This window comes from Bacillus sp. YP1, assembly GCF_000877815.1.
Classification (GTDB): domain Bacteria; phylum Bacillota; class Bacilli; order Bacillales; family Bacillaceae; genus Bacillus; species Bacillus subtilis.
Genome location: NZ_CP010014.1, coordinates 474,754 through 499,165, shown reverse-complemented (window position 1 = coordinate 499,165; position 24,412 = coordinate 474,754). Strand labels below are relative to the sequence as shown.

The window sequence follows — 24,412 nt, the reverse complement described above, 5'->3', positions numbered from 1 at the left end:
GCCGTTCTGTGAAAATTTCGACATGATGAGAGACGGCAGCAGCCTTATCTTTTCCTGTAACGCCGGATGGCCTTATCGATCAAATATCCGGCAATGGCTCCGAAAATGACATTGAATCCAAGCATTCCGAGCGCAGCCCCTTCCCAGCCGCGTACATACACGAGGCTGTACCAGATCGCAAACACACCAAGGACGATCAGCCCGGCCAACATCCATTCCGGCCGACTTTTGTCAGGAAATCTCATCCGCATCAAAACGGATACGCCAGCAAACAGACAAGCCGTCACAATCCCTGTCACAAATAATATTGGCCACACATCGCCTGCCCTCCCTTTTAGAAAAGACAAAAAAGCCCCCTGCAAAGGACGCTTATTCTGCCGTAATCTCTTTCTCAAACAAATGATATCCGGACGCATCAGCACCCATGAATTCATATCCCATACGCCGATAAAAGGAATGCAGGGCGTCGCTATCAGCGACACAGTCAAGCCGGATCCGCGTTTTTTCCGGAAAGTGTATGCCCGTCTCCGCCCACTGAAGGACGCGGGCTCCTAGCCCCTGTCCCGCAAACCGGCGGCTTACTGCGAGGCGATGCAAATAAATGGACTCCTCATGCCCATCGTCTCCCCAAAGCGTCCGGTCCCACTCGCTCGGTTCAGGCAGCAGCATCACGACAGCCGCAAGCTCATCATCTTTTTTAAACACAAACACATGTCCCTTTTCAATTGACCCCGTAATATCATGTATATCTTGCCCTTTCAGAAGTCCGCTCCATTGGTTAGAACCCCGATCCCGGAGCCATTCAGCTGTTCGGACGAGCAACCCGGTAATCGATTCTGCATCCTCATAGACGGCCGGACACGCGTAAAATCCATCTGCAATCGTTTCGTTCTCAATCTTAAAAGCTGACATAAAGGCCTCCCAATCAAAAAGTAAGCTTGCACACACACCTTGATTATAATGCAGACCAAACTGCAAAAACAGACCATTTTCTCTGTATGTAAAAGGGTGTATGAAAGAGAGGCCAATCTGCCTATTAGAAAATCTTCTTTTTATCCCGTTCTTCTTTTAAAATTTCAACCGCTTCTCTGAAGCGCATAGAGTGTACGATTTCACGCTCTCGCAAAAAACGCAGGGAGTCGTTTAAATCAGGATCATCCGAAATATCAATCAGCCATTGATACGTCGCCCGCGCCTTTTCTTCTGCGGCAATATCTTCGTATAAATCGGCAATCGGATCGCCCTTCGCTTGGATATAGCTCGCGGTAAACGGCACGCCCGCCGCATTATGATAAAAAAGCGCGCTGTCGTGATTGACGTAATGATCGCCAAGCCCAGCTTCACGCAGCTGCTCCGGTGTGGCGTCTTTCGTCAACTTATAGACCATGGTCGCAATCATTTCCAAATGGGCAAACTCCTCCGTGCCGATATCTGTTAAAAGGCCGATGACCTTATCAGGAATCGTATAACGCTGGTTCAAATACCGGAGAGCTGCGGCCAGCTCGCCGTCCGCTCCGCCATACTGCTCAATCAAATACTTCGCCAGCGTCGGGTTGCACGTACTGACCTTGACAGGGTATTGCAGCTTCTTTTCATACACCCACATTCAGGCATTCCTCCTTATACTTGCCACGGCCATGGCCCTTTTCCCCAATCCCAATCCTTGCCCGCGGGGCTGTTGCCGAACTGCAGAAGCGGTCCGTAAGAGGATTCGAACTGTCTTTTTAAGTGCCTTGAATAGCCGGAATATTGATTGAATTGCTTCAGCGCATCTTCATCATGAGGATGTGTATTTAAATAAAGACTCAGCTCAACAAGCACAAAATCAGCAGCCTGTATTTGCTCAAGCTGACGATAATATTCGGCGTCAACCTTTTTTGCCATGTGCGTCTCCCCCTCGATAAGGGTTTTCATAAAAATCATAGAGATCCTTCCAAAGGGTGCCTTTCCTCAAAGCCTCCATCGGCGAAAACTGCTCCATGTGCTCAGGCTGAAAGGTCATATAAAGGTTAGGGGGCGTTCTGTAATATTTCTTCCCTATGGGCGGACAGGGATCAAAACGGCTGTGAAAGGGCGTATATGATTTGACAGGCGTAAACGGCTGCATATCCTTCATTCCGGCTCCTCCTTTCTCAAAAACAATGACCTTAATAGGTATGAGGCAGGAGGCATGATTATGACTAAAACACGACTTAGCTTTTTCAATAAGAAGACCTTCGGAAGCGCCGAAGGTCTTTCTAGACTATTTAGTCCAAAATGAGATCAGTGTTTCCAATACGCAGCATGAGCAGCCGCAAACTCTGACAGCGAACGAGGTTCTTTTCCCGTCACACGCTTCACTGTATCCGTTACCCGATGTTCCGCACCATGGCTGATTGCCTCATCAAGCTTCGCCATAAAATGGGCATAATCCGCGGGCAAACCTCCTGCCTCCATTTTATGCTGCAGCTCGGAACGAGAAATGCTGACATGCTCCACCCGGCGTCCCGCCGCAGCTCCAATGATCTCCGCCGCTTCGGCATAGCTCAGCGCCTCGGGACCTGTCAGAATATGATGTGTTTGATGAGGAACATCATCAATCAAAGCCCTGACGGCTGTTTCTGCGATGTCATCAGCTTCAATAAACCCAAGTTTTCCTTCACCCGAAGCCGTTGTGATGCGCCCCTCCGTTTGAATAGACATGCGATGCTGGACATTGATGAAATTTTGCATAAAGTATGAGGGCCGCAGCACCGTCCATTCAGGAAACTCGCGCACTGCCTGGTGAAGCGCGCCAAACACGGGACCGTTCTCGGAGACAACAGACGCACTTTGCATCACTACCCGCTTTGCGCCGAGACGCTTTGCTTCCTTTAAAAAGGGAAGCACATAGGGAGCCGGATCAAGTACACCGACCGGAGCAACAAGATAGATGTCTTTTACCTGTTCTAGAGCAGGCGTAAAACTGGAGGCATCCTTCCAATCAAAATACACATGCTCCCCACTTGCAAGCGCGCCCTTTTTTCGGCTTGCAATACGCACTCTGTATCCCAGCTTTATTAAACGGCTGGCAATTCGGCTGCCGACTGTGCCGGTCCCGCCCGTGATTAAAATCGGATTCTGTTTCATCATTTCCCACTCTCCTCTGTTTGCAAAAATGATCCTCCAAAGGCCTCTTTTACAACAAGCGGATTCCAATAATCCCTATAACGCACGATGCGGCCGTCTCTCGTTTCGATGACACTGATATAGCTTTGGCGATAAGGCAGTCCAGTCTCAATCACATGGCCGTCACATTGAAACTCCGCAATCACCGTATTCGAGTCTGCTGAACGGTACACTGTCGGAGTGGTAAATGAAGAAAGATGGATCTGCTTAGGATAATCCTTAATATAGTTGTAAATGGCCGCTTTTCCTTCTATTCTTTTTGGTGATCCCTCCGGCGCATAAGGAAACTCAAATACAGCATTCTCATCCCAAAGCTCCATCCAGCTCTTCATGTCCTTCTCAAGCATATAAGCCATAAACTTTCTCAATGTTTCACATGCTTTTTCAAATTCATTCATCAACATTCATCATCACCTCTTTTTTTATTTCCAGACCATTCAGTCCAAAAAATACACACATGGGCAAAGAATTCTTTACCACATGTTAATCAAGCACTGATAAACTCACGTCAACATGGTCCTGAAGACGATCCATATCTGCCGTCACTTTTGCAATAAATGTCAGTGACAGCCTACTCTGATTCAGGTACCGGGCGAGCGCAGATATATCAGGATCTTCGCCATTCAATTCTCCTTGATCCTTCGCCCTTAAAAGCGCCTGATAAAAAGCGTCCTCAAGCTGCTTGGATTGTCTTTCAAAATACCGGGCAAGCTCAGGGTCATGCGGGATCTGTTCAATCGCACTGTTCATAATGTAGCACGCCTTCGCCCGTTCCGGATCCCTCAGGGCATTGACACCCTCCTGAAAAATATCACGAATGGCTTCCTTTACAGATCCTGGCGCTTCAAGCCTTTCCATAACTGCAGCGTTTTTCCCTTCAAGGTACGATTTCACCGCGGACAAAAACAAATCACGCTTCGTGCCATACGTATCATACAAGCTCTGGCGCGCAATGCCTAAATGAGAGAGCAGATCCTGAAGAGACGTTCCTTCGTAGCCATACTCTCCAAAAACCTCTATCGCCCTGTGAAGAACAAGTGCCGTATCAAATTCTTTATTCCTCCCCAAAAGACGATCACCTCCTGAAACAAATGTTACCAGTTTCCAGACTGAACAGTCAAGAAAAAAGATAAAAACACTCTTGATCTGCAAGAGTGTCCTCTTTATACCATCATCTTCTTTATTTATAACCGTCTTTTCCCCAGTGGCCCATATGGTGGTGATGGTGGCCATAATGACCATCATGATGGTGATAATTATCCTTTCCAACATGGTGATGATGGTGATGAAGATTATCTTTTCCATCATGATGATGGTGATAATAGTTGTGATGGCCATCATTTTCATGGTGCATGTTCGGATAACTTACAGTTCCCGGAGAGCCTCCATAGCCGCCGCTTGGGTAACCGCCGGATCCTCCGTATCCTCCGTACGTTCCATATCCCGGATAGCCGCCGACACCTCCATGTATGCCGTGATCTGGGTAGCCTCCATACATGCCAAAGCCCGGGTGGCCTGTGCTTTGCATGCCATAGCCCGGATAGCCAATACCAAAGCCCTGATAATGACCAAAACCAGGTCCGCCATACATATGTCTTGTATCAGTCATATTCACTCTCTCCTTCACATAGGTTACAGTCCAGAGTATGAGAATATCTTATAGATCGTATAGGCGGCCGCCTACATACAGCTAAAACAATTTCCGGGACAAAAAAAGCAGGCCATAACAGCCTGCTCACTCCTTACTCACCTAAATCAACGTTATGATATACCTGCTGAACATCTTCCAAATCTTCTAATGCATCAATTAATTTTTCAAACTGTTCCTTTGCATCATCCGGAAGCGTTACTTCACTTTGCGCAAGCATTGTCAGCTCCGCTACTGTAAATTCCTCGACACCCGCGTTTTTAAACGCCTCTTGCACCGCATGGAATTGATCAGGCTCAGCATATACGATCACGCTGTCATCCTCTTCTAAAATGTCACGTACATCAACATCCGCTTCCATCAGGATTTCAAGCGCTTCGTCAGCAGTTTTGCCTTCCACACCGATTACAGCCGTCGCATCAAACATGTAAGCAACAGATCCGCTCACACCCATGTTTCCGCCGTTTTTCCCGAACGCCGCACGCACTTCCGGCGCCGTACGGTTTACATTATTCGTCAGCGCATCAACGATAATCATTGATCCGTTCGGCCCGAAGCCCTCATAACGAAGCTCATCGTAATTCTCTTCCGCTCCGCCCTTCGCCTTCTCGATCGCACGTTCAATGATGTTTTTCGGCACGCTGTAAGTCTTCGCACGCTCAAGCACAACCTTCAGCGCCTGGTTGGATTCCGGATCAGGCTCGCCCTGTTTCGCCGCCACATAAATCTCACGGCCAAACTTCGCATAAATCCGACTCGTATTTGCGTCCTTAGACGCCTTCTTCTCTTTAATATTGTTCCACTTACGGCCCATGATGTTCCACTCTCTTTCATATATATCAATCTAAATACTGTTATTCACTTTATCCATTATACCTCAAATGGTTTGGTTGTTTCGAGTGTCTTGCGTTAGAAATAGAAGGAATGCCGCGATGTGGAAAATGGAACGTCTTCCGTAAAGCAAGAAAAAGCCCTAGCTAAGGGCTTTCTTCTGATCACTAAGTTTGTAAGGGGAATGATCGATAAACGTCGTATTTCGATCTGTTGATTCCTTAAATCCGCCGGAGTTTGTCAGGGTTGGAAACGACAGGCTTCCCAAAACTAGAGTAACAGCCAGACACATCATCACTTTTTTCTTAATAGGCATATAAACACTCTCCTTTTAGAATATCTTCTTGGGCTTTCAGCACTTTCCGGTAAAACTTAGCAGCTTGTTCAAAGTGACAGCTGCTTTCAAAAACAGTGGCAGCACTCCGGGCACATGCTTCAATGTAAGCGTGCAGGTTCTTTTTTTCGAAATAGCTTAAAAGATCATGAATTTTGCGTTCATCAACAGTCTCCTTGTACACGGCCTGCAAGAACAGAAACAATTCTTTATAAAATTTGTGAGAACGTGCTGTGATATGGTCTAATCCTTCCTCTATGAACTGAAACGCCTTCTGTGTTTGGCCCGCTTTACATAATGTCCAGCTTAATCCAAACAAGACTTTCGGAAGCAGATCAGGCACTTTCTCTCTGCTTACTTTCGCCGCTTTTTGGAAATGTTCTACAGCCATTTGATCGTCTCCTGATCTGTCATAGCTGTTCGCGATGTTCAATAGAGAAATGGCGATAAACCGATCGTTTTGAATGTCCGTTGCCAATTTGAGCGCCGCCCCTAAATGCGGGAGCGCTTTATCATAATGTTTGAAATCATCATAGTTGCCGGCGATCACAAACAAGCTTTGTATCGTTCTAATGCTGTATAGGGGATTTTTTTGATAAATGTCTAAGGCTTGAAGAATATGATGCATCGACACATGGGTTTGCTTCATGTGATAATACGCTTCGGCCACTTTAAAATGGAATTCCGCTTTCTCAATTTCATCTGACACAAACGGCAGTTCTTTCTCCGCCTCGCGATAATACCCGATCGCTTCCACATATTCTTTTTGATCAAATTCATACATGCCGCGGAAAAACAAAGAGTAGTATTTCAAAAGGCCTGTGAGTTTTTTCTGAGGGGTCTCAATCGATTCAAGAAGCTCTGTCACTGTAGGGCGATTCCCGTAAGGTTGTCCCGGCTCCAAATAATCCAGCATCAGCTGGTGCCGGAAACACATCAGAGAATAATAGATCAGCAAATCCTGATCCTCTTCCATCCTCTGAATGTCCTGCTCCACCTCCGCTTTCAGAACCTCAGCATCCGGAACACTGAACTGGCGAATCATCTTGTACCATTCATTAATCTTAACACCGACACGCGAAGACGGTATGGCTTGACTCAACGGCTTCCCTCCTTCTCTATGAGATATGTCATATTCTATCAATCCCAAATTTTGAAAACAATACAGAAGGAAGAAATTGCTTTTTCATCCTGTCAATTTGTTTTTCTTCGTAAAAAAGAACCCTTTATGCAAGGGTCTTTGTCATTCTATTTCATATACGTATTCACTTATTGTCAACCACAACAAAATCCTGCACCTTCACCTGTTCCTCAGGCAAATCAAACTGATAAAGCATCTTCTTAGAATGGATATCAAACACACCCACATACCCGCCGATGCCCTTTTTATGCTCTTCCTGGGCAACTATATACAATAGATTCCCCTTAAACTTTGCTTCCATATAAGGGAAATTCAAACTATATGTATGAAAAGAAAATTCCTTCCCATACTCCAGCAAGTTCGCCTCACCCTTTTTGTCCTCGTACGTAACGTAAAAACTGCCGCTTTCTTTGTCATAATACACAGTATCTGCATATTCAAGATCTTCAGGATACGCAATATATGTCGCCTTCCATGTCCCTTTTTCAATCACAGTCAATTCATGCTCCGAGCTCGCAACAATAAATTCCTTCGAGTCTGCGAATTGATCAGCGTATGAGGCTAAGCTCAGGGTCTCAATCATTTCCTCTGTTTTTCTGTCAATCACGTAAATAGCCATGCTTTGAATGATATAAATATAGTTCTCATCACTGGCCCCCATCGTGACAAGCGAAGGCAAGGTAAGGGTATATTCCTTCTTCATTTTTTTATCATTTATGCGGATCTCATTCCCCGTCGTATCAACATTATAGGCCTTAACAGACACATCCTTCCCCTCATGCCAAAACGCAAATGGATCTGAAAGCGGATGCTCTTTGATCGCATCCTTCTCCAGCGTGTAGTAAAAAGGCTCGTGTTCCGCCAATAATACAAGTTCTGTTGATGCATAAGATTTCGTTTGAATATAAGGCACATCCGCCACCTTAAACGTACGCCTGTTAAACCGTTCGCCTGTAGAGGTTGAAACCAGCACGCTTTCTTTTATGAAAGGATTGGAGTAGATAAAAAAGATGCGGTCTTCTTCGGGGTGGATGGCGGAAGATTGGACAGGAATACTGTCTTTATTGCGTAACTGAACATACAGAACAAACAGGATGACACATACCATTAAAACTAATAAACCAAATGTAATCCGTTTTTTCGTCATCAACATGCTCCTTAAAAAACAATATAGAATACAAACTTCCAAAAAATGTGTAGCAATCAATATCATTTCGACCATGTTTCCGCCAATCCCTCCACGAATAAAGACACATGCCAAATGACTCATTTTTCCACCAAAACACGTTCTCACACCCACCATCATCCCACCCCGTGGTAAAATTTTGATATTGAGTGAACAAAAGAAGGGAAATGGTCATGAAAGTATTTGAAGCGAAAACACTGCTTTCGGAAGCGGCAGACCGTGCAAAAGAGTACAAAGAACTAAGAACGCAAATGGTTAATTTGAGAAAAGCATTAAAAAGCGTCGCTAATCTCAGTGACAGTGAATTCTCAGGTAAAGGCGCCAGCAACATCAAAGCCTTCTACCACGACCACGTCGGCGTCACCGACCATTGGATCGACTACATCGACATGAAAATCGCATTTTTCAACAGCATCGCCGGAGCCGCCGAGGACAAAGGCCTCTCTGACGCATACATCGAAGAATCCTTCCTGAAGCATGAACTGGAAAATGCGCACAAAAAATCGAAATCCATCATGTCTGAACAGAAAAAAGCGATGAAAGATATCTTAAACGATATCGACGACATCCTCCCGCTCGACTTGTTTTCAACAGAAACCTTCAAAGACGAGCTGGCTGATGCCAACGACAAACGCAAAAAAACACTGGAAAAATTGGACGCCTTGGACGAAGACCTGAAAACAGAATACGCCCTGTCAGAACCAAACGAACAATTCATCAAATCCGACTTCCAAAAGCTCCAAGAAGCAACGGGCAAAGGAAAAAACGCAACACCCATCCACTACAACGCCAAGGCGTACCGTGAGAGCGACATACATAAGAAAAAAGGCGACATTGAAAAGCGGACTGAGGCTTACTTGAAGATTAAGAAAGAGGAAGCCAAGGAACGCGAGATTGAGAAATTGAAAGAAAGACTGAAAAACTACGATTATGCGGATGCCGATGAATTCTACGAAATGGCAAAAACGATTGGCTATGAAAATCTGACAGCTGAACAACAGAGATACCTCACACAGATTGAAAACACGCGTGAGCTTGAAGCAGGCTTCAAAGGGGTCGCCGTCGGCCTTTATGATTCCGGGAAAGACGCGGTCGTAGGACTATGGGATATGGTCACAGATCCGAGCGGAACCGTTGAAGCGATTACGGGAGCGATGGCTCACCCGATCAAAACGTATGAAGCCATTTCAGCGGCAATCGAAGAATCGTATCAAAAAGACATGGTGAATGGTGACACCTACTCAAGAGCAAGATGGGTGTCATATGCGGTTGGCACTGTTGTCACATCAATTGTCGGCACAAAAGGTGTTGGCGCCGTCTCAAAAACTGGCACAGCCGCCAAAGTGACGGCGAAAGTCAAAACAGCAGCAAGCAAATCTGCAACAGCCCAAAAAGCCATAACAGTCTCAAAACAAACCGTTGATCACATCAAACAAAAAGTAAACACAGGCATAGAAGTATCAAAAAAACACGTCAAAACCAAATTAAATCAAATCGGAGATCTCACACTTGCGGATATTCTCCCCTATCATCCCCGTCACGATTTAGTGCCGGCAGGCGTTCCTTACAACGCAGTCAACGGGGTCACGCTTAAAGAAGGACTGCAAAAATTCGCCAAGGTCATCCTTCCGAAACCATACGGAACGTCATCAAGCGGAAGACGAACTCCAGCGCCACATGTACCGCCGGTAACAGTCAAATACGGCGAGCATTTCGCACGATGGAGCAGAAAGAAAGTACTGAAGCCGAATGTCATCTATAAAACAAAAGAAGGCTACACGTACACGACTGACAACTATGGTAGAATTACAAGTGTCAAAGCAGACTTGCAGCTGGGAGAAGCAAAACGAAACCAATATGCACAGACGAATGCTGGAAAGCCCCAAGACCGAAAGCCTGACGATGACGGAGGCCATTTAATCGCCACCCAATTCAAAGGCTCAGGCCAGTTCGACAATATCGTGCCGATGAATTCTCAGATTAATAGAAGCGGCGGGAAATGGTATGAGATGGAGCAGGAGTGGGCAAAAGCCCTAAGCAAAAAACCACCTAAAAAAGTAGCAGTTCAAATAGAACCAGTCTATTCTGGGGATTCACTTAGACCATCATATTTCGATGTAACCTACAAAATTGGGAGCAGAAAAGAAATAAGCGTCTCTATTAAAAATCAGCCTGGGGGTTAAAAGAATGGAAACTAGGAAGATGCAAGATTTGTATCAACTTATTGGAGAGAAACTCAATGACATCATACCTGGTGAATGGACAAAGATATATCTTTATGCAGAAGTATTAGATGACTCTACCATGGTTCTCTTTCACTTCAAGACACCAGAAAATAATCAAATTATTTATTCACAAGATATACCTAGCCATTACAACGTAAGCAAGGATATTTTCAAGACGTTGTTAAGAGAACTAAGAAAACTTTTTGAAGAATTAAGAACTGAACACAGAAATAATAACGATGATGTTTGGACTAACCTTACACTAACATTGGATCGTAGCGGAGAATTCCAATTAGATTATAATTATGATGATATTTTAGCATCAGAATTAGATGGATATGAAAGAATCGCAATATGGGAATATAAAAACCTTGGTATTTTGCCTGAAGATGAGGATGATAAAGAATTTGTAATAAACTACTTCGGTCTATAAATTTAAAAATAGCTCAGCTCTCTCTGCTGGGCTATTTTTTTATAAACCCATCTAATATAAAAATTTAAACTATTATATGTATTGCCGTAATAATTTAAGCACACACGATAAGCGACAACCTATTGTGAATTAATAAAATTCGGATTACAGAGCCAAATTTTCAGGTAAAATGGCTCATTTAATCTTTTCATCTGCTGAGACCAAGATTGATAAACTTCTATCATTGCCTCAAGAATTAAACGAGAATACCACATCGGAGAATTGCGTCAGTTACCAGTAGAAATAGGGACATCCATAACTTTACATTGTCTCTATTGTTACGACATACATGGACTTTCTTTTTGTTTAAAAATGATTTGCCATAATCATACCCTCGACTATTCGGGAGCATTACTCCATTTATACAATACTTTCTCTGCAACATACTTGATAAGTGATATTTCCTTATCTATTATTTCATCATTAAGATTAGGTATGAAATTAACATCATTAGGTGCTTCTTTTGAATGAACCAACGAACACCTTATTAAATAAATCCGTTTTGCTACTGACTCAACAATTTCTGTAGCTTCCAAAGGAAAAAGTGCAGGGTATTTCTCCGAAGGTTTTGAATAGTGCTTACCCCTGCTCTTAATGTCGTCAAGCCATGTAACTACTTCTAATTCAGTTATTGAATTAGTTGCTATGTATTTTACTATTAAGAGTTCGTTTGGTTGAGGAAACCTCGCTTTCCTGACGGCTCTTGTAAAGAAAAATTCAATAACCTGATAATAAGCTAAGTATTTATGTCGTGGTATCTTAGTATAGTTAGCAAAGTTAAAATATCTTAGGGGGGTTTCCTCTAATTCAATATTACTTAAGCATAGTTTAGTATTAGACGTATGCCCTTTTAATTTACTTTCATTTTCAAATCTTGACATCTTGAAACCAAAGCCTAGATTAACATTACATTCAAACAAAATCTGTTCAATGAATTTGTAAAACTGCTCTGTATTTTCAAAAACTTTGTCATTCCAAATTTGTAGGGTAATATCCTTGCCATTGTTTCTCGCATGCTCTATTGCACCATAATCCTCTACAATATACTGGTCATAAAACGTGTGCCAAAAAAGGTCACTCATTTGACCAATATGTCCTATCACTTCACCATTCTTTTCTAATATTATTCCGCCTGTTTGTACATAGTCATAGCCCTTAATTAACTTTTTCTTAGTTAATTCATCAGCAAATTCAATCAACACTTCATAATAATTACCACAATAAGCAGTTGAACTGTCATATCTAAAATAGCAATAAAACATTTCAGGAGTCATATATTTCATGACTTCATCGAACAAGTATCTATCCTTTGAAACAGTGATACTTGAAGACTCTTGTATCACTAGTTCAACTTGCTTAGCCAAAGAGTCTTTAAACTCAGCGTTCATTCCGACTCCGTAATAATTACTAAAAAAATGAATGTAATTCTCCGCTTTCCACGTTTTTATCCATTCCTTTAATCGCTCATCTTCAATATTTCTGTGTCCATATAAACCGCCGCCCATGTGTACCACTCCTAACTCATTTACATTATAATTCCCTACACAAACATAGAACCCTTCCACTATGTTGGAAGGGTTCTGACACTGTGACATCTCGTTTAATCTTTTCTCACTAGCAGTGAACAGCACTCCACATGATTCGTATGCGGAAACATATCCACAGGCTGCACTTCGCGTGTCGTATACCCGCCATCCTCAAGCACCCGCAGATCTCTTGCAAGCGTGCCAGGATTACAGGACACATACACCACCCGCTTCGGTTTCATCTCCACAATCGTCCGCAGGAGGGCTTCGTCGCAGCCTTTTCTTGGCGGGTCTACGACTAGCGTATCGGCCGTGATGCCTTCTTCATACCACTTTGGAATCACGGTTTCCGCTTCCCCAACCGCGAACTCTGCGTTTGTGATGCCGTTTAATTTAGCGTTGCGTTTCGCATCCTCGATTGCTTCCGGCACAATTTCAACACCGTACACTTTTTTCGCCTGCTTTGCCAGGAAGAGAGAAATCGTTCCGATGCCGCAGTAGGCGTCGATGACGGTTTCTTCCCCTTGAAGTTCTGCGTACTCAAGCGCTTTGTCGTAGAGCACTTTTGTTTGCTCTGGGTTAACCTGATAGAACGATCTGGCGGAGATGGCGAATTTGACGTCTCCGATGAGGTCGTAGATGTATTCTTCGCCCCAGATGACGTTTGTTTCGTTTCCGAAGATGACGTTTGTTTTGTTTGGGTTGATGTTTTGCACGATGGATTTGACGTGCGGGAATTGCGCTGTGATGTCTTCGATGATCTTCGCTTTGTGCGGGAAATCGTTTGTTCTCGTGATGAAGACGATCATCATTTCGCCCGTAACAACACCGTATCTAACCATGATGTGGCGGAGCCAGCCTTTGTGGCGTTCTTCGTTGTAGGCTTTGACACCGTAGTTTGCGCAAATGTCTTTGACAGCTTGGACGGCTTCGTCGTTTTTGGATTGCTGGATCAGGCAGGCGCTCATGTCGATGATGTCATGGCTTCTTTGCTGATAGAATCCCGCGACGAGTCCGCCTTCCCGTTCTCCTACCGGCACCTGTGCTTTGTTTCTGTAGTTCCACGGGTCTTCCATGCCGAGTGTCGGGTGCACGGTGACTTTTGAAAGGTCCAGCTTGCCGATGCGTTCTAAGACGTCTTTGACTTGTTTCTGTTTAAACAGGAGCTGGCCTTCGTAGGTCATGTGCTGAAGCTGACAGCCTCCGCATTGCTTGTAAATCGGGCATGGGGCGTCCGTTCTATGCGGGCTTTCTTCCTTCAGCTCAATCAGACGGCCGAAGGCGAACCCTTTTTTGACGCGTGTCACTTTGATTTGGGCTTTTTCCTCCGGCAGGGCGTTCGGCACGAAGATCGGAAAGCCTTGGACCTTTGCGACACCCGCTCCTTCGTGGGTCAAATCCTCAAATGTCACGTCATAGTATTCGTTTTTTTCTACTGGGGGTTTCATTTTCATGTATGTTCACCTCTTGTTTTAAGCGAAAGAAAAACTTGGCTTACAAAGCCAAGTTTTAGTCATCCAGCTGTTCCGCTTTCTCCTTCGGCATGACGACGTGAATGTGCCGGTACAGATTCACGAATTCGCCCGGCAGCATGCCGCCGTACTCGCCGTCCAGGTTCAGCTGCATCTTTTCTGATACATTGACTTTCACGCGGTTCGCTTTTGTATAAATAATGTGCTGGTCGTTGATGTGTTCGCCGCGGAGCGCCATCGTTGCGACCCTGATAAATTCAGCAAGGTTTGCTTTCTTTAGTATCATCAAATCAAACATGCCGTCATTCAGGCTGGAATCCGGCGCGAGTTTTTCGAACCCGCCGACGGAATTTGTCAGCGTGACCAAAAACAGCATGATTTCACCTTGAAACAGCTTGCCGTCATATTCAATCTCGACTTCTGTCGGACGAAGTGAAGGCAGCATTTCCATTCCCTTTAAATAATAAGCAAGCTGGCCTAGCATTGTTTTGAGTTTGCTTGGCACGTCGTATGTCAGCTCTGTCAGACGGCCTCCTCCGGCGATATTGATAAAATACTGGCCGTTGACCTGTCCGATATCAATCGGGCGGGCGACGCCGTTAATGACCGTATCTGCCGCTTTTAAAATATCCTCTCGCGGAATGCCGAGCGCTCTGGCAAAGTCGTTCGTTGTGCCGACAGGAATCACACCGAGTGTCGGCCGGTTGTCTAAAGGCGCAAGCCCGTTGACGACCTCGTTGATCGTTCCGTCTCCGCCTGCCGCAATGATCAGGTCAAACTCACGCAATGCCGCTTCCTTGGCAGCGTGTGTAGCGTCTCCTGCGCATGTCGTCGCATGGGTGGATGTTTCATAGCCGGCTTGTTCAAATTTTTGCAGGACCTGGGCAAGATGCTTTTTAAAGATCTCCCGTCCCGAAGTCGGATTGTATATTATGCGTGCACGTTTCATTATCTCATCATCCTACTTAAGAGTATCCGATCCATTTTTACACTAACAACCTTTAATTATACTATGAGTTAAAAAAATCGCAACAAAATGTACATAATCTTACAGGTGAAAACGCACAAAAGCCTCAGCAGAGCTGAGGCTTTTTGTTTTTTTTACTCTTCTTCCGTTCCCGGTTTTTTCTTGCGGAACTTCGCCAATACTTCATATACGATTGGCACGATCAAGAGCGTCAGAAGCGTTGAACTGATCAAACCGCCGATAACCGTGACGCCGAGTCCTTTTGAAATGACCTGGCTTCCGCCTTCGAAGCCGAGGGCTAATGGAATCAAGGCGCCGATTGTCGCAATGGCTGTCATCAGGATCGGACGGAGTCGTGTAGAGCCGGCTTCCAGGAGCGCTTCTCTCGTAGACAGGCCTTCCGCTTCCTTATGAATCACGCGGTCAATTAAGACAATGGCATTCGTGACAACGATACCGATCAGCATAAGCATACCGATCATTGCGTTCAGACTGATCGTTTCACCTGATACGTAAAGTCCGACCAGGGCACCGATGACTGTGAACGGTAATGAGAACAGAATCGCAAATGGCGCTAGTGCTCCGCCGAAGGTAATCACGAGCACAAGGTAAACGATCGCTATTGCTGCCAGCATCGCTAAACCGAGCTTCGTGAAGGAATCAGCGATATCCGCTGATACGCCGCCTGTGTCAATCGATACGTTATCAGGATGGTCTAGCTTATCGATTTTCTTCTGGATAGCAGCTGATACGGCTGTGACGTTGTCAGATGTAACCTCACCTGTGACATCCGCATAGACTTTTCCGTCACGTTTTGACACGGTATCTGATGTTGATCCTTCCTTCACTTTTGCCACATCGCCGATTTTGACTTCCTGGCCAGTCGCGGAAGTGATCTTTTTATTCTCTAAATCTTTCACACTCTTATACTCGTCTTTTTCTGTCTTAATGTTCACATCAAGCTCTTTGCCGTCTTTTTTCACAGTTGTGAGCGGTTCTTGTGATGTTTGTGACATTAAGGCCTGAGAAATTTGAGACGCAGTTAAACCGAGTTTGCTTAGTTTTTCTTGGTCAGCGACAAATGTGTACTCATCATATGTGCTGGAAAGGCCTGAATTTACGTTTTTCAGATCCTTTTCATCCTTCATGATTTTTTCAATGTCTTTAACCGTGTCTTTAATATCGTTTTCAGAATCGCCATACACATAGTATGTTAATTGGTTGTTATTGCCTGAAGAGCTGAAGTCCTGTGACTTCCATTCTCCGCGGTCAGATTGCTTTTGGATTTCCTTCAGAACGTTATCTTTTTCTTTATCAAAATCAGGTGTGTCGCTTTCATATTTGATATAGAATAACGCACCGTTAGAATCTCCTCCGGCAAGCGGGCTGCCAGAGCCTAATGAATACTGAACCGTATCGACATGCTTGCGGTCAAGCAGGATTTTTTCTGCTTTTTCAGCTTCATTTTCGGCTTCTTTTTTCGTTTCACCCGGTTCTGGGCTGTATGTGAGCTGCATCGTTTTTTCTTCCTCGGACGGCAGGTAGCTGGCACCGATTAACGGTACAAGGAACAAGCTTCCAAGGAGCATCAGAACAGCGATGATAGACGTGATCCATTTGTGGCTCAGCGCCCAGTTCAATACTTTTTTATAGATGTTTGCAAGTCTGCCAGGTTTGTGTTCTTTCGCTTTAATAGGCGCACCGGTTAATGATTTTTTGAACAGGCTGTGTGCGAGCATCGGCACAAGCGTGATTGAAATCACCAGGGATGCGGCAAGCGCAAAAACAATCGTTAAGGCAAACGGAATAAACAACTCACCGATTTGTCCGCCTACAAGTGCGAGCGGCAGGAATACCGCAATTGTCACAATCGTTGATGACATGATCGGTTTAAACATTTCCTTCGTCGCTTCACGAACCAAGGCTTTTCCGCGGAGCGGCTCGTCTTTGAGTCTCATTCGGCGATAAATGTTCTCGATGACAACGATGGAGTCATCGACTACACGTCCGATGGCAACGGTCATTGCGCCGAGCGTCATAATATTCAATGTGATATCAAGCTGCTGCAGCACAAGGAGTGCGATCAGCAATGATAATGGAATTGAAACTACCGAAATTAATGTTGATTTGATATCTCTTAAGAATAAGAGAATAATCACAATCGCAAAAATAGCACCGAAGATGGCTTTGCTTAACATCGTGTCAACTGACTGTGTGATCGGCTCCGCCATGTCGAGAGTTGCGCTGTAATTGAAGCCTTTATGGTCTTCTTTGAACTTCTTCAGCTCAGCTTTGACATTGTCGGCAACCTCTACCGTATTCGCATCGTTTGCTTTGACGATGTTGATGCCGATGCTGTCTTTGCCATTTGTGCGTGAAACGGATTCAGCTTTTTTCACATCTTTAATTGTAGCAATGTCAGAAAGCTTGACCGTCGGCACTGCTGTGCTTGCGCTTTGCTGCGCCTGTGCTGCCGCTTGTGCGCTTTGGGCTGCCTGTGCACTCTGCGCCGCCGCTTGAGATGCTGCACTGCTGCCTGCACTTGAAGCTGATGCCGTCGGGATTCTCATATTCTTCAAATCTTTAATTGTTTCAATATCGCCGCTGACGACGACAGATTTTTCTTCATTTCCGAATGTGTACAATCCAAGCGGAGTTGTCACATCTGAACCTTGAATCACTTGTTTGACTGTATCTTCATCAAGGCCGTATTCCTTCAGTTTGTCTTCTTTGAAAGAGAATTCAACCTCTTCCACCTGCTGGCCCGATACTTGGACGGACGCAACGCCTTCTATGCCTTCAAGCTTAGAAACGAGGCTGTCCTCCACTTTTTTCGTCAGCTCTTGCAGGTTATCTTTATCACTGGACACACTTAACGTCAGAATCGGGAATGAGTTCAAGCTGTAGCGTGAAATCTCCGGATCCTTCGCGTCATCAGGCAGGCTGACGTTTTCTAACGCTTCAGCTGCTTCTGTTTTCGCTTTGTCCATATCTTTCTCATAATCATATTCAATCATGACCGACGATGCGTTTTCATAGGACGTCGACGTCACAACGCTGACACCGTCCAAGTTCTGCACGGCTTGTTCAACCGGTTTGGTCACTTCATCAGCCACTTGGCTTGGTGTCGCACCCGGATATGTCGTGCTGATCGTCAAGTAAGGCATATTCACGTCAGGAATAGACTCTTGCTTCATATTCATACCCGCATACAAGCCGGCTGCCGTTACAATAATCGTCATCAGCCATACGGCGAATTTGTTTTTCAGAACGAAATTAATAACGTGGTTCATCATATCCTCCATTACATTTTTTATTGACTGACTGGTCATTCTATATAATACTAAACGTTATAACGCAACAACGTCAACTCATATACCAGAAAATTTTACTAAATTTTTCAAGGATTAAGGGGAAGCACGTCATGAATGAAAAAAAAGAGAGAATCATAAAAACCAGCATTCGTTTATTTGCGAAAAAAGGATTCGCAGCTACGACGATCCAAGAAATCGCCAGTGAATGCGGCATTTCGAAGGGCGCTTTTTATTTGCACTTCAAATCGAAAGAAGCGCTGCTGTTATCTGCCTGTGAATATTATATCGGTATGTCTATGAACAAAATGAAAAATATAGAAGAAGATCTTGCTGGAAAGCCGCCTAAAGAAGTTTTGAAAAAACAAATTGGCGCTCAATTTGAGGATTTTCGTGATCATAAAGATTTTATCGTACTTTTGCTTACCGAAAATATCATTCCGGAAAATCAAGAAATCAAGCAATACTTTTACAAAGTAACCATGGAGACGGATAAGCTGTACCGGAACGCCTTGCTGTCGTCCTATGGAAAAGGAATCGAGCGGTATGTCGCAGATCTGTCCATTATGGCAAGAGGCATTGTGCATTCTTATATGAACGTGATGGTATTTAACGGTGAGCTTAATATCGATGCAGAAGAAATCTCAGCCTTTATTATTGAAAGACTGGATGATCTTGTACAGGGGCTGAGCCGTTCAGCACTCAATCCGATTGTGCCAAAAGACATTTTCAACCCGATGCCTGCGGGGAAAGACCAGCTGCTTGAGGACATTCAGAAAGTGAAAGAAAACAGCACGCTGCCCGAGGATATCACCGTGTCACTTGATGTTATCGAGGAAGAATTGGCTCAGGATAAACCGCGCAAACCGATTATTAAAGGCATGCTGTCCAATTTGACCGGAACCAACGACAAAGAAGTTGAAAGGCTTCGGGCCCTCATCTCTGTCTTTATCTCAATTTGACCATAAAAAAAGCAGCCTCTAAGGGCTGCTTTTTTATTAGCGTTTTTTAATTTCTTCAAGCAGAATTTTGTTGACCATCGGCGGGTTGGCTTGTCCTTTGGACGCTTTCATAATCTGTCCGACTAGGAAGCCGATCGCGCGGTCTTTTCCGTTTTTAAAGTCTTCGATTGATTGAGGATTGTTGTCAAGCGCCTCAGTGACAAGCTTCAGAAGCACGCCTTCGTCAGAAATCTGAACAAGGCCTTTCTCTTTCACAATCTTCTCAGCGTCGCCGCCTTTTTCAATCAATTCTTTAAACACTTTCTTCGCGATCTTAGAAGAAATGGTGCCTTTTTCAATCAATTTGATCATGCCGGCAAGGCCTTCAGGTGTCAGGGCAACATCGGCAAGCTCTTTTTGTTCTGCGTTTAGGTAAGCTGACACTTCACCCATCAGCCAGTTAGACGCTTGTTTAGCTTCAGCGCCTTTTTGAACGGTTTCTTCGAAGAAATCAGCCATTTCTTTTGTCAGCGTCAGAACCATCGCGTCATATGCAGGCAAGCCAAGCTCTTCGATATAACGCTTGCGGCGCTCATCCGGAAGCTCAGGAATGCTTGCTTTTACGCGTTCCTTCCATTCATCATCAATGTAGAGCTCGACTAGATCTGGCTCTGGGAAGTAACGGTAGTCGTCAGATCCCTCTTTGACACGCATAAGAATGGTTTTCTTCGTTGCTTCATCATAACGGCGAGTTTCTTGCTGGATGACGCCGCCGGAAAGAAGAACCTGCTCCTGGCGTTTTTCTTCATGCTCAAGGCCTTTTTGAACAAACGCAAAGGAGTTCAAGTTTTTCAATTCTGTTTTTGTGCCGAATTCCTCTTGGCCGATCGGACGAAGAGAGATATTGGCGTCACAGCGAAGTGAGCCTTCTTCCATTTTACAGTCAGAAACGCCTGTATATTGGATGATGGATTTCAGCTTTTCAAGATACGCGTACGCTTCTTCCGGCGTGCGGATGTCCGGCTCTGATACGATCTCAACAAGCGGCGTTCCTTGACGGTTGAAGTCAACAAGAGAATAGCCGTCGCCTGTATGCGTCAGCTTTCCGGCATCCTCTTCAAGGTGAAGGCGCGTGATGCCGATGCGTTTTGTTTTGCCGCCGACTTCAATTTCGATCCAGCCGTTTTCGCCGATTGGCTTATCAAATTGAGAAATCTGATACGCTTTCGGGTTGTCAGGATAGAAATAGTTTTTGCGGTCAAACTTCGTATCCGTTGCGATCTCACAGTTGAGCGCCATAGCGGCTTTCATTGCGAATTCAACGGCTTCTTTGTTCAGGACAGGCAGGACGCCCGGGTATCCGAGGTCAATGACGCTTGTCTGCGTATTCGCCTCCGCGCCGAATGGCGTTGGAGAGCTTGAGAAAATTTTTGATTTTGTTTTTAACTCAACGTGGACTTCAAGTCCGATTACCGTTTCAAAGTTCAATTCTTTTCACCCCTTACAGTTCAGGTTTTGCTTTATGATGGTCTGTCGCTTGTTCAAATGCATGAGCAACGCGGTATACAGTGCTTTCATCAAAGTGTTTTCCGATGATTTGCAGGCCGAGCGGAAGACCGTCTGCTAATCCGCATGGCACGCTGATTCCCGGTACGCCGGCAAGGTTGACCGGAATCGTTAAGATATCGTTTGCGTACATTGTGAGCGGATCCTTCGTGTTTTCACCGATTTTAAACGCAGGTGTCGGTGTAGTCGGTCCAACAATAACATCATATTTTTCAAATACGTCTTCGAAATCCTTCTTAATCAACGTACGCACTTTTTGCGCTTTTTTGTAGTACGCATCGTAGTAGCCTGAGCTTAAAGCAAACGTTCCGAGCATGATGCGGCGTTTGACTTCATTTCCAAAACCTTCAGCGCGCGTTTGCTTGTAAAGGTCGATCAGGTTATCCGCGTTGTCTGTGCGGTAGCCGTAGCGGATGCCGTCAAAGCGTGCAAGGTTCGCTGACGCTTCAGAAGATGACAGCAGGTAATATGTCGCAAGCGCGTATTTACTGTGCGGAAGAGACACTTCTTCCCATGTAGCGCCGAGACCTTCAAGGACTTTCAGCGCTGCCAAGACAGATTCTCTCGCTTCTTTGCCGACACCTTCACCAAGGTATTCTTTCGGAACGGCGATTTTCAGTCCTTTGATGTCGCCAGTTAATGAAGAAAGAAAATCAGGCACGTCCACATTTGCACTCGTGGAGTCCATTTTGTCTACGCCGGAAATCGCTTGAAGTAAAAACGCGTTATCCTCAACCGTACGTGTAATCGGCCCGATTTGGTCTAATGAAGACGCAAATGCGACCAGACCGTAACGAGATACACGTCCGTATGTAGGTTTTAATCCGACAACGCCGCAGAAAGATGCCGGCTGACGGATGGAGCCGCCTGTGTCAGATCCAAGAGAAAACGGAACTTCTCCCGCAGCAACCGCAGCCGCAGATCCGCCGCTTGAACCGCCGGGAACTGTTTCTAAGTTCCAAGGGTTTTTCGTCAGCTTGTAAGCTGAGTTTTCGGTAGATGATCCCATGGCGAATTCGTCCATGTTCAGTTTTCCGATTGTGACCGCTTCAGCGTCTTGAAGGCGCTGAACGACAGTAGCGTCATAGATCGGATCAAAGTTTTCGAGAATTTTGCTGGAGCATGTTGTGCGCAGCCCTTTTGTTACGATATTATCTTTTACGCCGATCGGCATACCGAAAAGAAGACCGTGCTCAGAACGCCCGTCAACCGCCTCATCAAGCTCCTTCGCGTATGCGCGCGCTCTTTCTTCATCTAATGCCAAAAAGGCTTGTACCTTATCATCAACCGCTTGGATGCGTTTATAAGATTCATCAACCAGATCAGAAATCTTAATCTCTTTTTTATGTATGAGCTGTTTTAATTCTGTGATTTTATGATCAAATAATGACATTCTTGTGTCCCTCCTTTAGTCCAGAATTGATGGCACACGAATATAGCCGTCTTTATGGTCAGGCGCATTTTTCATGACATCCTCAACCGGAAGACCTTTACCCGCTTCATCTTCTCTCATGACATTTTTCATTTTCAGCACGTGAGTTGTAGGCTCCACATTGTCTGTTTTAACCTCATTAAGCTCCTCAGCAAATGAAATGATACTGTCGAGCTGTTCAGTGAACATTTTTGCTTCTTCTTCAGTAATCGCAAGTCTTGCAAGGTGCGCAACGTGCTTTACTTCTTCTATTGAAATTCGTGACATATGATCCACCTCCACATATTTCTCCGTTAAGTCATATAATACTGATCATATCAAAAACAAGCCCTTTAAAGCAACAAAACGCCTTAAGACAGGCCTGTGTTTTCGAAACAATACCCTATATATTTTATACTAAAATGAGGCGAAGGAGAAACGAAATATTTTTCTGAATATTTTTACTTTAATTATTTTTTGAAAGCGTTTTATTCTTTATTCCCTTCTAGGTTTGCAACGGTATTTCCAGCTTATGATCAATGTTTCATCGCTTGAATGGCCGGGAATACTTTGTTAGGTTAAGTTACCAAGTGCACCCGCAAAAGAATTTCTTTTGTTTTGCACTTACGCCAGGCTGCTTAACTGGCACCATCAATTTGAGAGGTGATGCAACATTATTAGAAATGAAGAGAGGGTAAAACGTGAGTATTGAAATTATTATATCTTTAGGAATTTACTTTATTGCCATGCTGTTAATCGGCTGGTATGCATTCAAGAAAACCACTGACATCAATGATTACATGCTTGGAGGAAGAGGCCTCGGACCATTCGTTACTGCTTTGTCTGCCGGCGCGGCCGATATGAGCGGATGGATGCTGATGGGTGTTCCCGGCGCGATGTTTGCGACAGGGCTGTCCACCTTATGGCTTGCTTTAGGTCTTACAATCGGGGCGTACTCAAATTACTTGCTGCTGGCTCCAAGGCTGCGTGCTTATACAGAAGCGGCGGATGATGCGATTACGATTCCTGATTTCTTTGATAAACGATTCCAGCATTCTTCATCACTGCTGAAAATCGTATCTGCATTGATCATCATGATCTTTTTCACATTGTATACCTCTTCCGGTATGGTATCTGGCGGACGGCTGTTTGAATCTGCTTTTGGTGCGGATTACAAATTAGGCTTGTTTCTGACCACCGCAGTTGTAGTATTATACACACTGTTTGGCGGTTTCCTTGCTGTCAGTCTGACTGACTTCGTGCAGGGTGCGATCATGTTTGCAGCACTAGTGCTTGTGCCGATCGTTGCTTTTACCCACGTGGGCGGCGTTGCTCCGACTCTCCATGAAATCGGCGCTGTTAACCCACACTTATTGGATATTTTTAAAGGCGCGAGCGTCATTAGCATTATTTCCTATTTAGCCTGGGGCTTGGGCTACTACGGCCAGCCTCATATCATCGTCCGATTTATGGCGATTAAAAACATTAAAGATTTGAAGCCTGCACGCCGAATCGGCATGAGCTGGATGATCATTACAGTTCTAGGTTCCGTGCTGACGGGTTTAATCGGTGTTGCATACGCCCATAAATTCGGAGTTGCTGTAAAAGATCCGGAGATGATTTTCATTATCTTCTCTAAAATCTTGTTCCACCCATTAATTACAGGGTTCTTATTGTCAGCTATTTTGGCTGCCATCATGAGTTCGATTTCCTCACAGCTCTTGGTCACAGCAAGTGCTGTAACAGAGGATTTATACCGGTCATTTTTCAGACGAAAAGCTTCTGATAAAGAATTGGTCATGATCGGGCGATTGTCCGTCTTAGTCATTGCCGTTATCGCGGTACTCTTGTCATTGAACCCGAACAGCACCATTCTTGATTTGGTCGGATACGCTTGGGCCGGCTTCGGTTCAGCTTTCGGACCTGCGATTCTGCTCAGTCTGTATTGGAAGCGAATGAACGAATGGGGCGCGCTTGCTGCCATGATTGTCGGGGCTGCGACCGTGTTGATCTGGATTACAACCGGCCTGGCAAAATCAACCGGTGTGTACGAAATCATCCCTGGGTTTATTCTCAGTATGATTGCCGGCATCATTGTCAGCATGATCACAAAACGTCCTGCAAAAGCCTCTTACCGATTATTCGGTGTCATGGAAAAGCTGTTAAAACGCAAAAAGTAAGCAATAAGCCATCAAGCGCAGCTTGGTGGCTTTTGTGCCCTTGTTTTGCTATAA

23 protein-coding genes and 1 pseudogene are annotated in these 24,412 nt (G+C 44.9%); 4 read left to right on the top strand and 20 right to left on the bottom strand.

The genetic code is table 11. From position 1 onward, the window contains the following. Positions 1-44 precede the first annotated feature (44 nt). The 13 genes from QF06_RS02370 to QF06_RS02310 all read right to left on the bottom strand — a co-directional run bounded on the left by QF06_RS02370 (position 45) and on the right by QF06_RS02310 (position 8,248). Positions 45-347, bottom strand: coding sequence for a YesK-like family protein (locus QF06_RS02370; protein WP_029878379.1), 303 nt, complete (start codon positions 345-347; stop codon positions 45-47). 22 nt (positions 348-369) lie between these two features. Then, entirely contained in the window at positions 370-912 is a 543-nt protein-coding gene (locus QF06_RS02365; RefSeq protein WP_041851212.1) for a GNAT family N-acetyltransferase, read from the bottom strand. Between the two features lie 124 nt (positions 913-1,036). Beyond that, a complete protein-coding gene (gene cotJC / locus QF06_RS02360; protein WP_003233850.1) occupies positions 1,037-1,606 on the bottom strand; it encodes a spore coat protein CotJC in 570 nt (189 codons plus the stop codon). A gap of 14 nt (positions 1,607-1,620) precedes the next feature. Beyond that, entirely contained in the window at positions 1,621-1,884 is a 264-nt protein-coding gene (cotJB, locus tag QF06_RS02355) for a spore coat protein CotJB (protein WP_003219491.1), read from the bottom strand. Then, positions 1,868-2,116 (bottom strand): spore coat-associated protein CotJA, encoded by a 249-nt coding sequence (gene cotJA / locus QF06_RS02350; protein WP_003219489.1) that lies wholly within the window; start codon positions 2,114-2,116, stop codon positions 1,868-1,870. Before cotJA ends, cotJB begins: the two co-directional genes overlap by 17 nt. A gap of 146 nt (positions 2,117-2,262) precedes the next feature. Further along, positions 2,263-3,111 (bottom strand): NmrA family NAD(P)-binding protein, encoded by an 849-nt coding sequence (locus QF06_RS02345; protein WP_015715469.1) that lies wholly within the window; start codon positions 3,109-3,111, stop codon positions 2,263-2,265. Then, positions 3,108-3,551, bottom strand: a complete 444-nt coding sequence (locus tag QF06_RS02340; protein ID WP_015715468.1) for a nuclear transport factor 2 family protein — start codon at positions 3,549-3,551, stop codon at positions 3,108-3,110. The genes QF06_RS02345 and QF06_RS02340 overlap by 4 nt, the downstream gene beginning before the upstream one ends. 79 nt (positions 3,552-3,630) lie before the next feature. Next, complete coding sequence (locus tag QF06_RS02335; RefSeq protein ID WP_041851250.1) at positions 3,631-4,215, bottom strand: TetR/AcrR family transcriptional regulator; 585 nt, start codon at positions 4,213-4,215, stop codon at positions 3,631-3,633. A gap of 112 nt (positions 4,216-4,327) precedes the next feature. Continuing rightward, positions 4,328-4,756: a hypothetical protein gene (locus tag QF06_RS02330; RefSeq protein ID WP_043940061.1), complete on the bottom strand. Its 429-nt coding sequence runs from the start codon at positions 4,754-4,756 to the stop codon at positions 4,328-4,330. Positions 4,757-4,889: 133 nt separating this feature from the next. Further along, entirely contained in the window at positions 4,890-5,609 is a 720-nt protein-coding gene (locus QF06_RS02325; RefSeq protein WP_003233863.1) for a YebC/PmpR family DNA-binding transcriptional regulator, read from the bottom strand. A 159-nt stretch (positions 5,610-5,768) separates the two neighbouring features. Further along, positions 5,769-5,942: a phosphatase RapH inhibitor PhrH gene (gene phrH / locus QF06_RS02320; protein WP_041851215.1), complete on the bottom strand. Its 174-nt coding sequence runs from the start codon at positions 5,940-5,942 to the stop codon at positions 5,769-5,771. Continuing rightward, positions 5,932-7,062 carry a response regulator aspartate phosphatase RapH gene (gene rapH / locus QF06_RS02315; RefSeq protein ID WP_041851216.1) on the bottom strand — a complete coding sequence of 377 codons (1,131 nt, stop codon included), beginning with the start codon at positions 7,060-7,062 and terminating at the stop codon, positions 5,932-5,934. The genes phrH and rapH overlap by 11 nt, the downstream gene beginning before the upstream one ends. Before the next feature lie 163 nt (positions 7,063-7,225). Continuing rightward, positions 7,226-8,248: a hypothetical protein gene (locus tag QF06_RS02310; RefSeq protein WP_041851217.1), complete on the bottom strand. Its 1,023-nt coding sequence runs from the start codon at positions 8,246-8,248 to the stop codon at positions 7,226-7,228. 212 nt (positions 8,249-8,460) lie between these two features. Here QF06_RS02310 and yeeF point away from each other — a divergent pair, with 212 nt between their 5' ends. Together yeeF and QF06_RS02300 are read left to right on the top strand one after the other, a co-directional pair. Further along, positions 8,461-10,470, top strand: a complete 2,010-nt coding sequence (gene yeeF, locus QF06_RS02305; protein WP_041851218.1) for an LXG family T7SS effector deoxyribonuclease toxin YeeF — start codon at positions 8,461-8,463, stop codon at positions 10,468-10,470. Positions 10,471-10,489: 19 nt separating this feature from the next. Continuing rightward, complete coding sequence (locus tag QF06_RS02300) at positions 10,490-10,945, top strand: TIGR01741 family protein (RefSeq protein WP_072173434.1); 456 nt, start codon at positions 10,490-10,492, stop codon at positions 10,943-10,945. 377 nt (positions 10,946-11,322) lie between these two features. On the opposite strand, the gene QF06_RS02295 is transcribed toward QF06_RS02300, so the two are convergent. From QF06_RS02295 to srfP, 4 genes are all read right to left on the bottom strand, one after another. Further along, entirely contained in the window at positions 11,323-12,489 is a 1,167-nt protein-coding gene (locus tag QF06_RS02295; protein WP_041851220.1) for a hypothetical protein, read from the bottom strand. A 95-nt stretch (positions 12,490-12,584) separates the two neighbouring features. After that, positions 12,585-13,964 (bottom strand): 23S rRNA (uracil(1939)-C(5))-methyltransferase RlmD, encoded by a 1,380-nt coding sequence (gene rlmD, locus QF06_RS02290; protein ID WP_041851221.1) that lies wholly within the window; start codon positions 13,962-13,964, stop codon positions 12,585-12,587. A gap of 55 nt (positions 13,965-14,019) precedes the next feature. Beyond that, on the bottom strand, positions 14,020-14,931 hold the full coding sequence (locus tag QF06_RS02285; protein ID WP_003233894.1) for a diacylglycerol kinase: 912 nt from the start codon (positions 14,929-14,931) through the stop codon (positions 14,020-14,022). 152 nt (positions 14,932-15,083) lie between these two features. Next, a complete protein-coding gene (srfP, locus tag QF06_RS02280) occupies positions 15,084-18,242 on the bottom strand; it encodes a surfactin resistance protein SrfP (protein WP_041851222.1) in 3,159 nt (1,052 codons plus the stop codon). A gap of 131 nt (positions 18,243-18,373) precedes the next feature. Between srfP and QF06_RS02275 the strand changes: the two are divergent. Next, a pseudogene (locus QF06_RS02275) lies at positions 18,374-19,244 on the top strand (TetR/AcrR family transcriptional regulator). 14 nt (positions 19,245-19,258) lie between these two features. On the opposite strand, the gene gatB reads toward QF06_RS02275, so the two are convergent. Genes gatB through gatC form a run of 3 tightly spaced genes read right to left on the bottom strand, consistent with a single transcriptional unit; the run spans position 19,259 to position 22,466 of the window. Beyond that, entirely contained in the window at positions 19,259-20,689 is a 1,431-nt protein-coding gene (gene gatB / locus QF06_RS02270) for an Asp-tRNA(Asn)/Glu-tRNA(Gln) amidotransferase subunit GatB (protein WP_003219444.1), read from the bottom strand. Between the two features lie 13 nt (positions 20,690-20,702). Further along, positions 20,703-22,160 carry an Asp-tRNA(Asn)/Glu-tRNA(Gln) amidotransferase subunit GatA gene (gene gatA / locus QF06_RS02265; protein ID WP_003233901.1) on the bottom strand — a complete coding sequence of 486 codons (1,458 nt, stop codon included), beginning with the start codon at positions 22,158-22,160 and terminating at the stop codon, positions 20,703-20,705. A gap of 15 nt (positions 22,161-22,175) precedes the next feature. After that, positions 22,176-22,466 carry an Asp-tRNA(Asn)/Glu-tRNA(Gln) amidotransferase subunit GatC gene (gene gatC, locus QF06_RS02260; protein WP_043940060.1) on the bottom strand — a complete coding sequence of 97 codons (291 nt, stop codon included), beginning with the start codon at positions 22,464-22,466 and terminating at the stop codon, positions 22,176-22,178. Between the two features lie 413 nt (positions 22,467-22,879). Between gatC and opuE the strand changes: the two genes are divergently transcribed. After that, complete coding sequence (gene opuE / locus QF06_RS02255; RefSeq protein ID WP_003233905.1) at positions 22,880-24,358, top strand: proline transporter OpuE; 1,479 nt, start codon at positions 22,880-22,882, stop codon at positions 24,356-24,358. The last annotated feature ends 54 nt before the right edge of the window (positions 24,359-24,412 follow it).

Bases quoted from the DNA above. Each gene is read 5' to 3' on its own strand.
- QF06_RS02365 (WP_041851212.1), bottom strand. From the start codon at position 912: ATGTCAGCTTTTAAGATTGAGAACGAAACGATTGCAGATGGATTTTAC.
- cotJC (WP_003233850.1), bottom strand. From the start codon at position 1,606: ATGTGGGTGTATGAAAAGAAGCTGCAATACCCTGTCAAGGTCAGTACG.
- cotJB (WP_003219491.1), bottom strand. From the start codon at position 1,884: ATGGCAAAAAAGGTTGACGCCGAATATTATCGTCAGCTTGAGCAAATA.
- cotJA (WP_003219489.1), bottom strand. From the start codon at position 2,116: ATGAAGGATATGCAGCCGTTTACGCCTGTCAAATCATATACGCCCTTT.
- QF06_RS02345 (WP_015715469.1), bottom strand. From the start codon at position 3,111: ATGATGAAACAGAATCCGATTTTAATCACGGGCGGGACCGGCACAGTC.
- QF06_RS02340 (WP_015715468.1), bottom strand. From the start codon at position 3,551: ATGTTGATGAATGAATTTGAAAAAGCATGTGAAACATTGAGAAAGTTT.
- QF06_RS02330 (WP_043940061.1), bottom strand. From the start codon at position 4,756: ATGACTGATACAAGACATATGTATGGCGGACCTGGTTTTGGTCATTAT.
- QF06_RS02325 (WP_003233863.1), bottom strand. From the start codon at position 5,609: ATGGGCCGTAAGTGGAACAATATTAAAGAGAAGAAGGCGTCTAAGGAC.
- phrH (WP_041851215.1), bottom strand. From the start codon at position 5,942: ATGCCTATTAAGAAAAAAGTGATGATGTGTCTGGCTGTTACTCTAGTT.
- QF06_RS02310 (WP_041851217.1), bottom strand. From the start codon at position 8,248: ATGACGAAAAAACGGATTACATTTGGTTTATTAGTTTTAATGGTATGT.
- yeeF (WP_041851218.1), top strand. From the start codon at position 8,461: ATGAAAGTATTTGAAGCGAAAACACTGCTTTCGGAAGCGGCAGACCGT.
- QF06_RS02300 (WP_072173434.1), top strand. From the start codon at position 10,490: ATGCAAGATTTGTATCAACTTATTGGAGAGAAACTCAATGACATCATA.
- QF06_RS02295 (WP_041851220.1), bottom strand. From the start codon at position 12,489: ATGGGCGGCGGTTTATATGGACACAGAAATATTGAAGATGAGCGATTA.
- rlmD (WP_041851221.1), bottom strand. From the start codon at position 13,964: ATGAAAATGAAACCCCCAGTAGAAAAAAACGAATACTATGACGTGACA.
- QF06_RS02285 (WP_003233894.1), bottom strand. From the start codon at position 14,931: ATGAAACGTGCACGCATAATATACAATCCGACTTCGGGACGGGAGATC.
- srfP (WP_041851222.1), bottom strand. From the start codon at position 18,242: ATGAACCACGTTATTAATTTCGTTCTGAAAAACAAATTCGCCGTATGG.
- gatA (WP_003233901.1), bottom strand. From the start codon at position 22,160: ATGTCATTATTTGATCATAAAATCACAGAATTAAAACAGCTCATACAT.
- gatC (WP_043940060.1), bottom strand. From the start codon at position 22,466: ATGTCACGAATTTCAATAGAAGAAGTAAAGCACGTTGCGCACCTTGCA.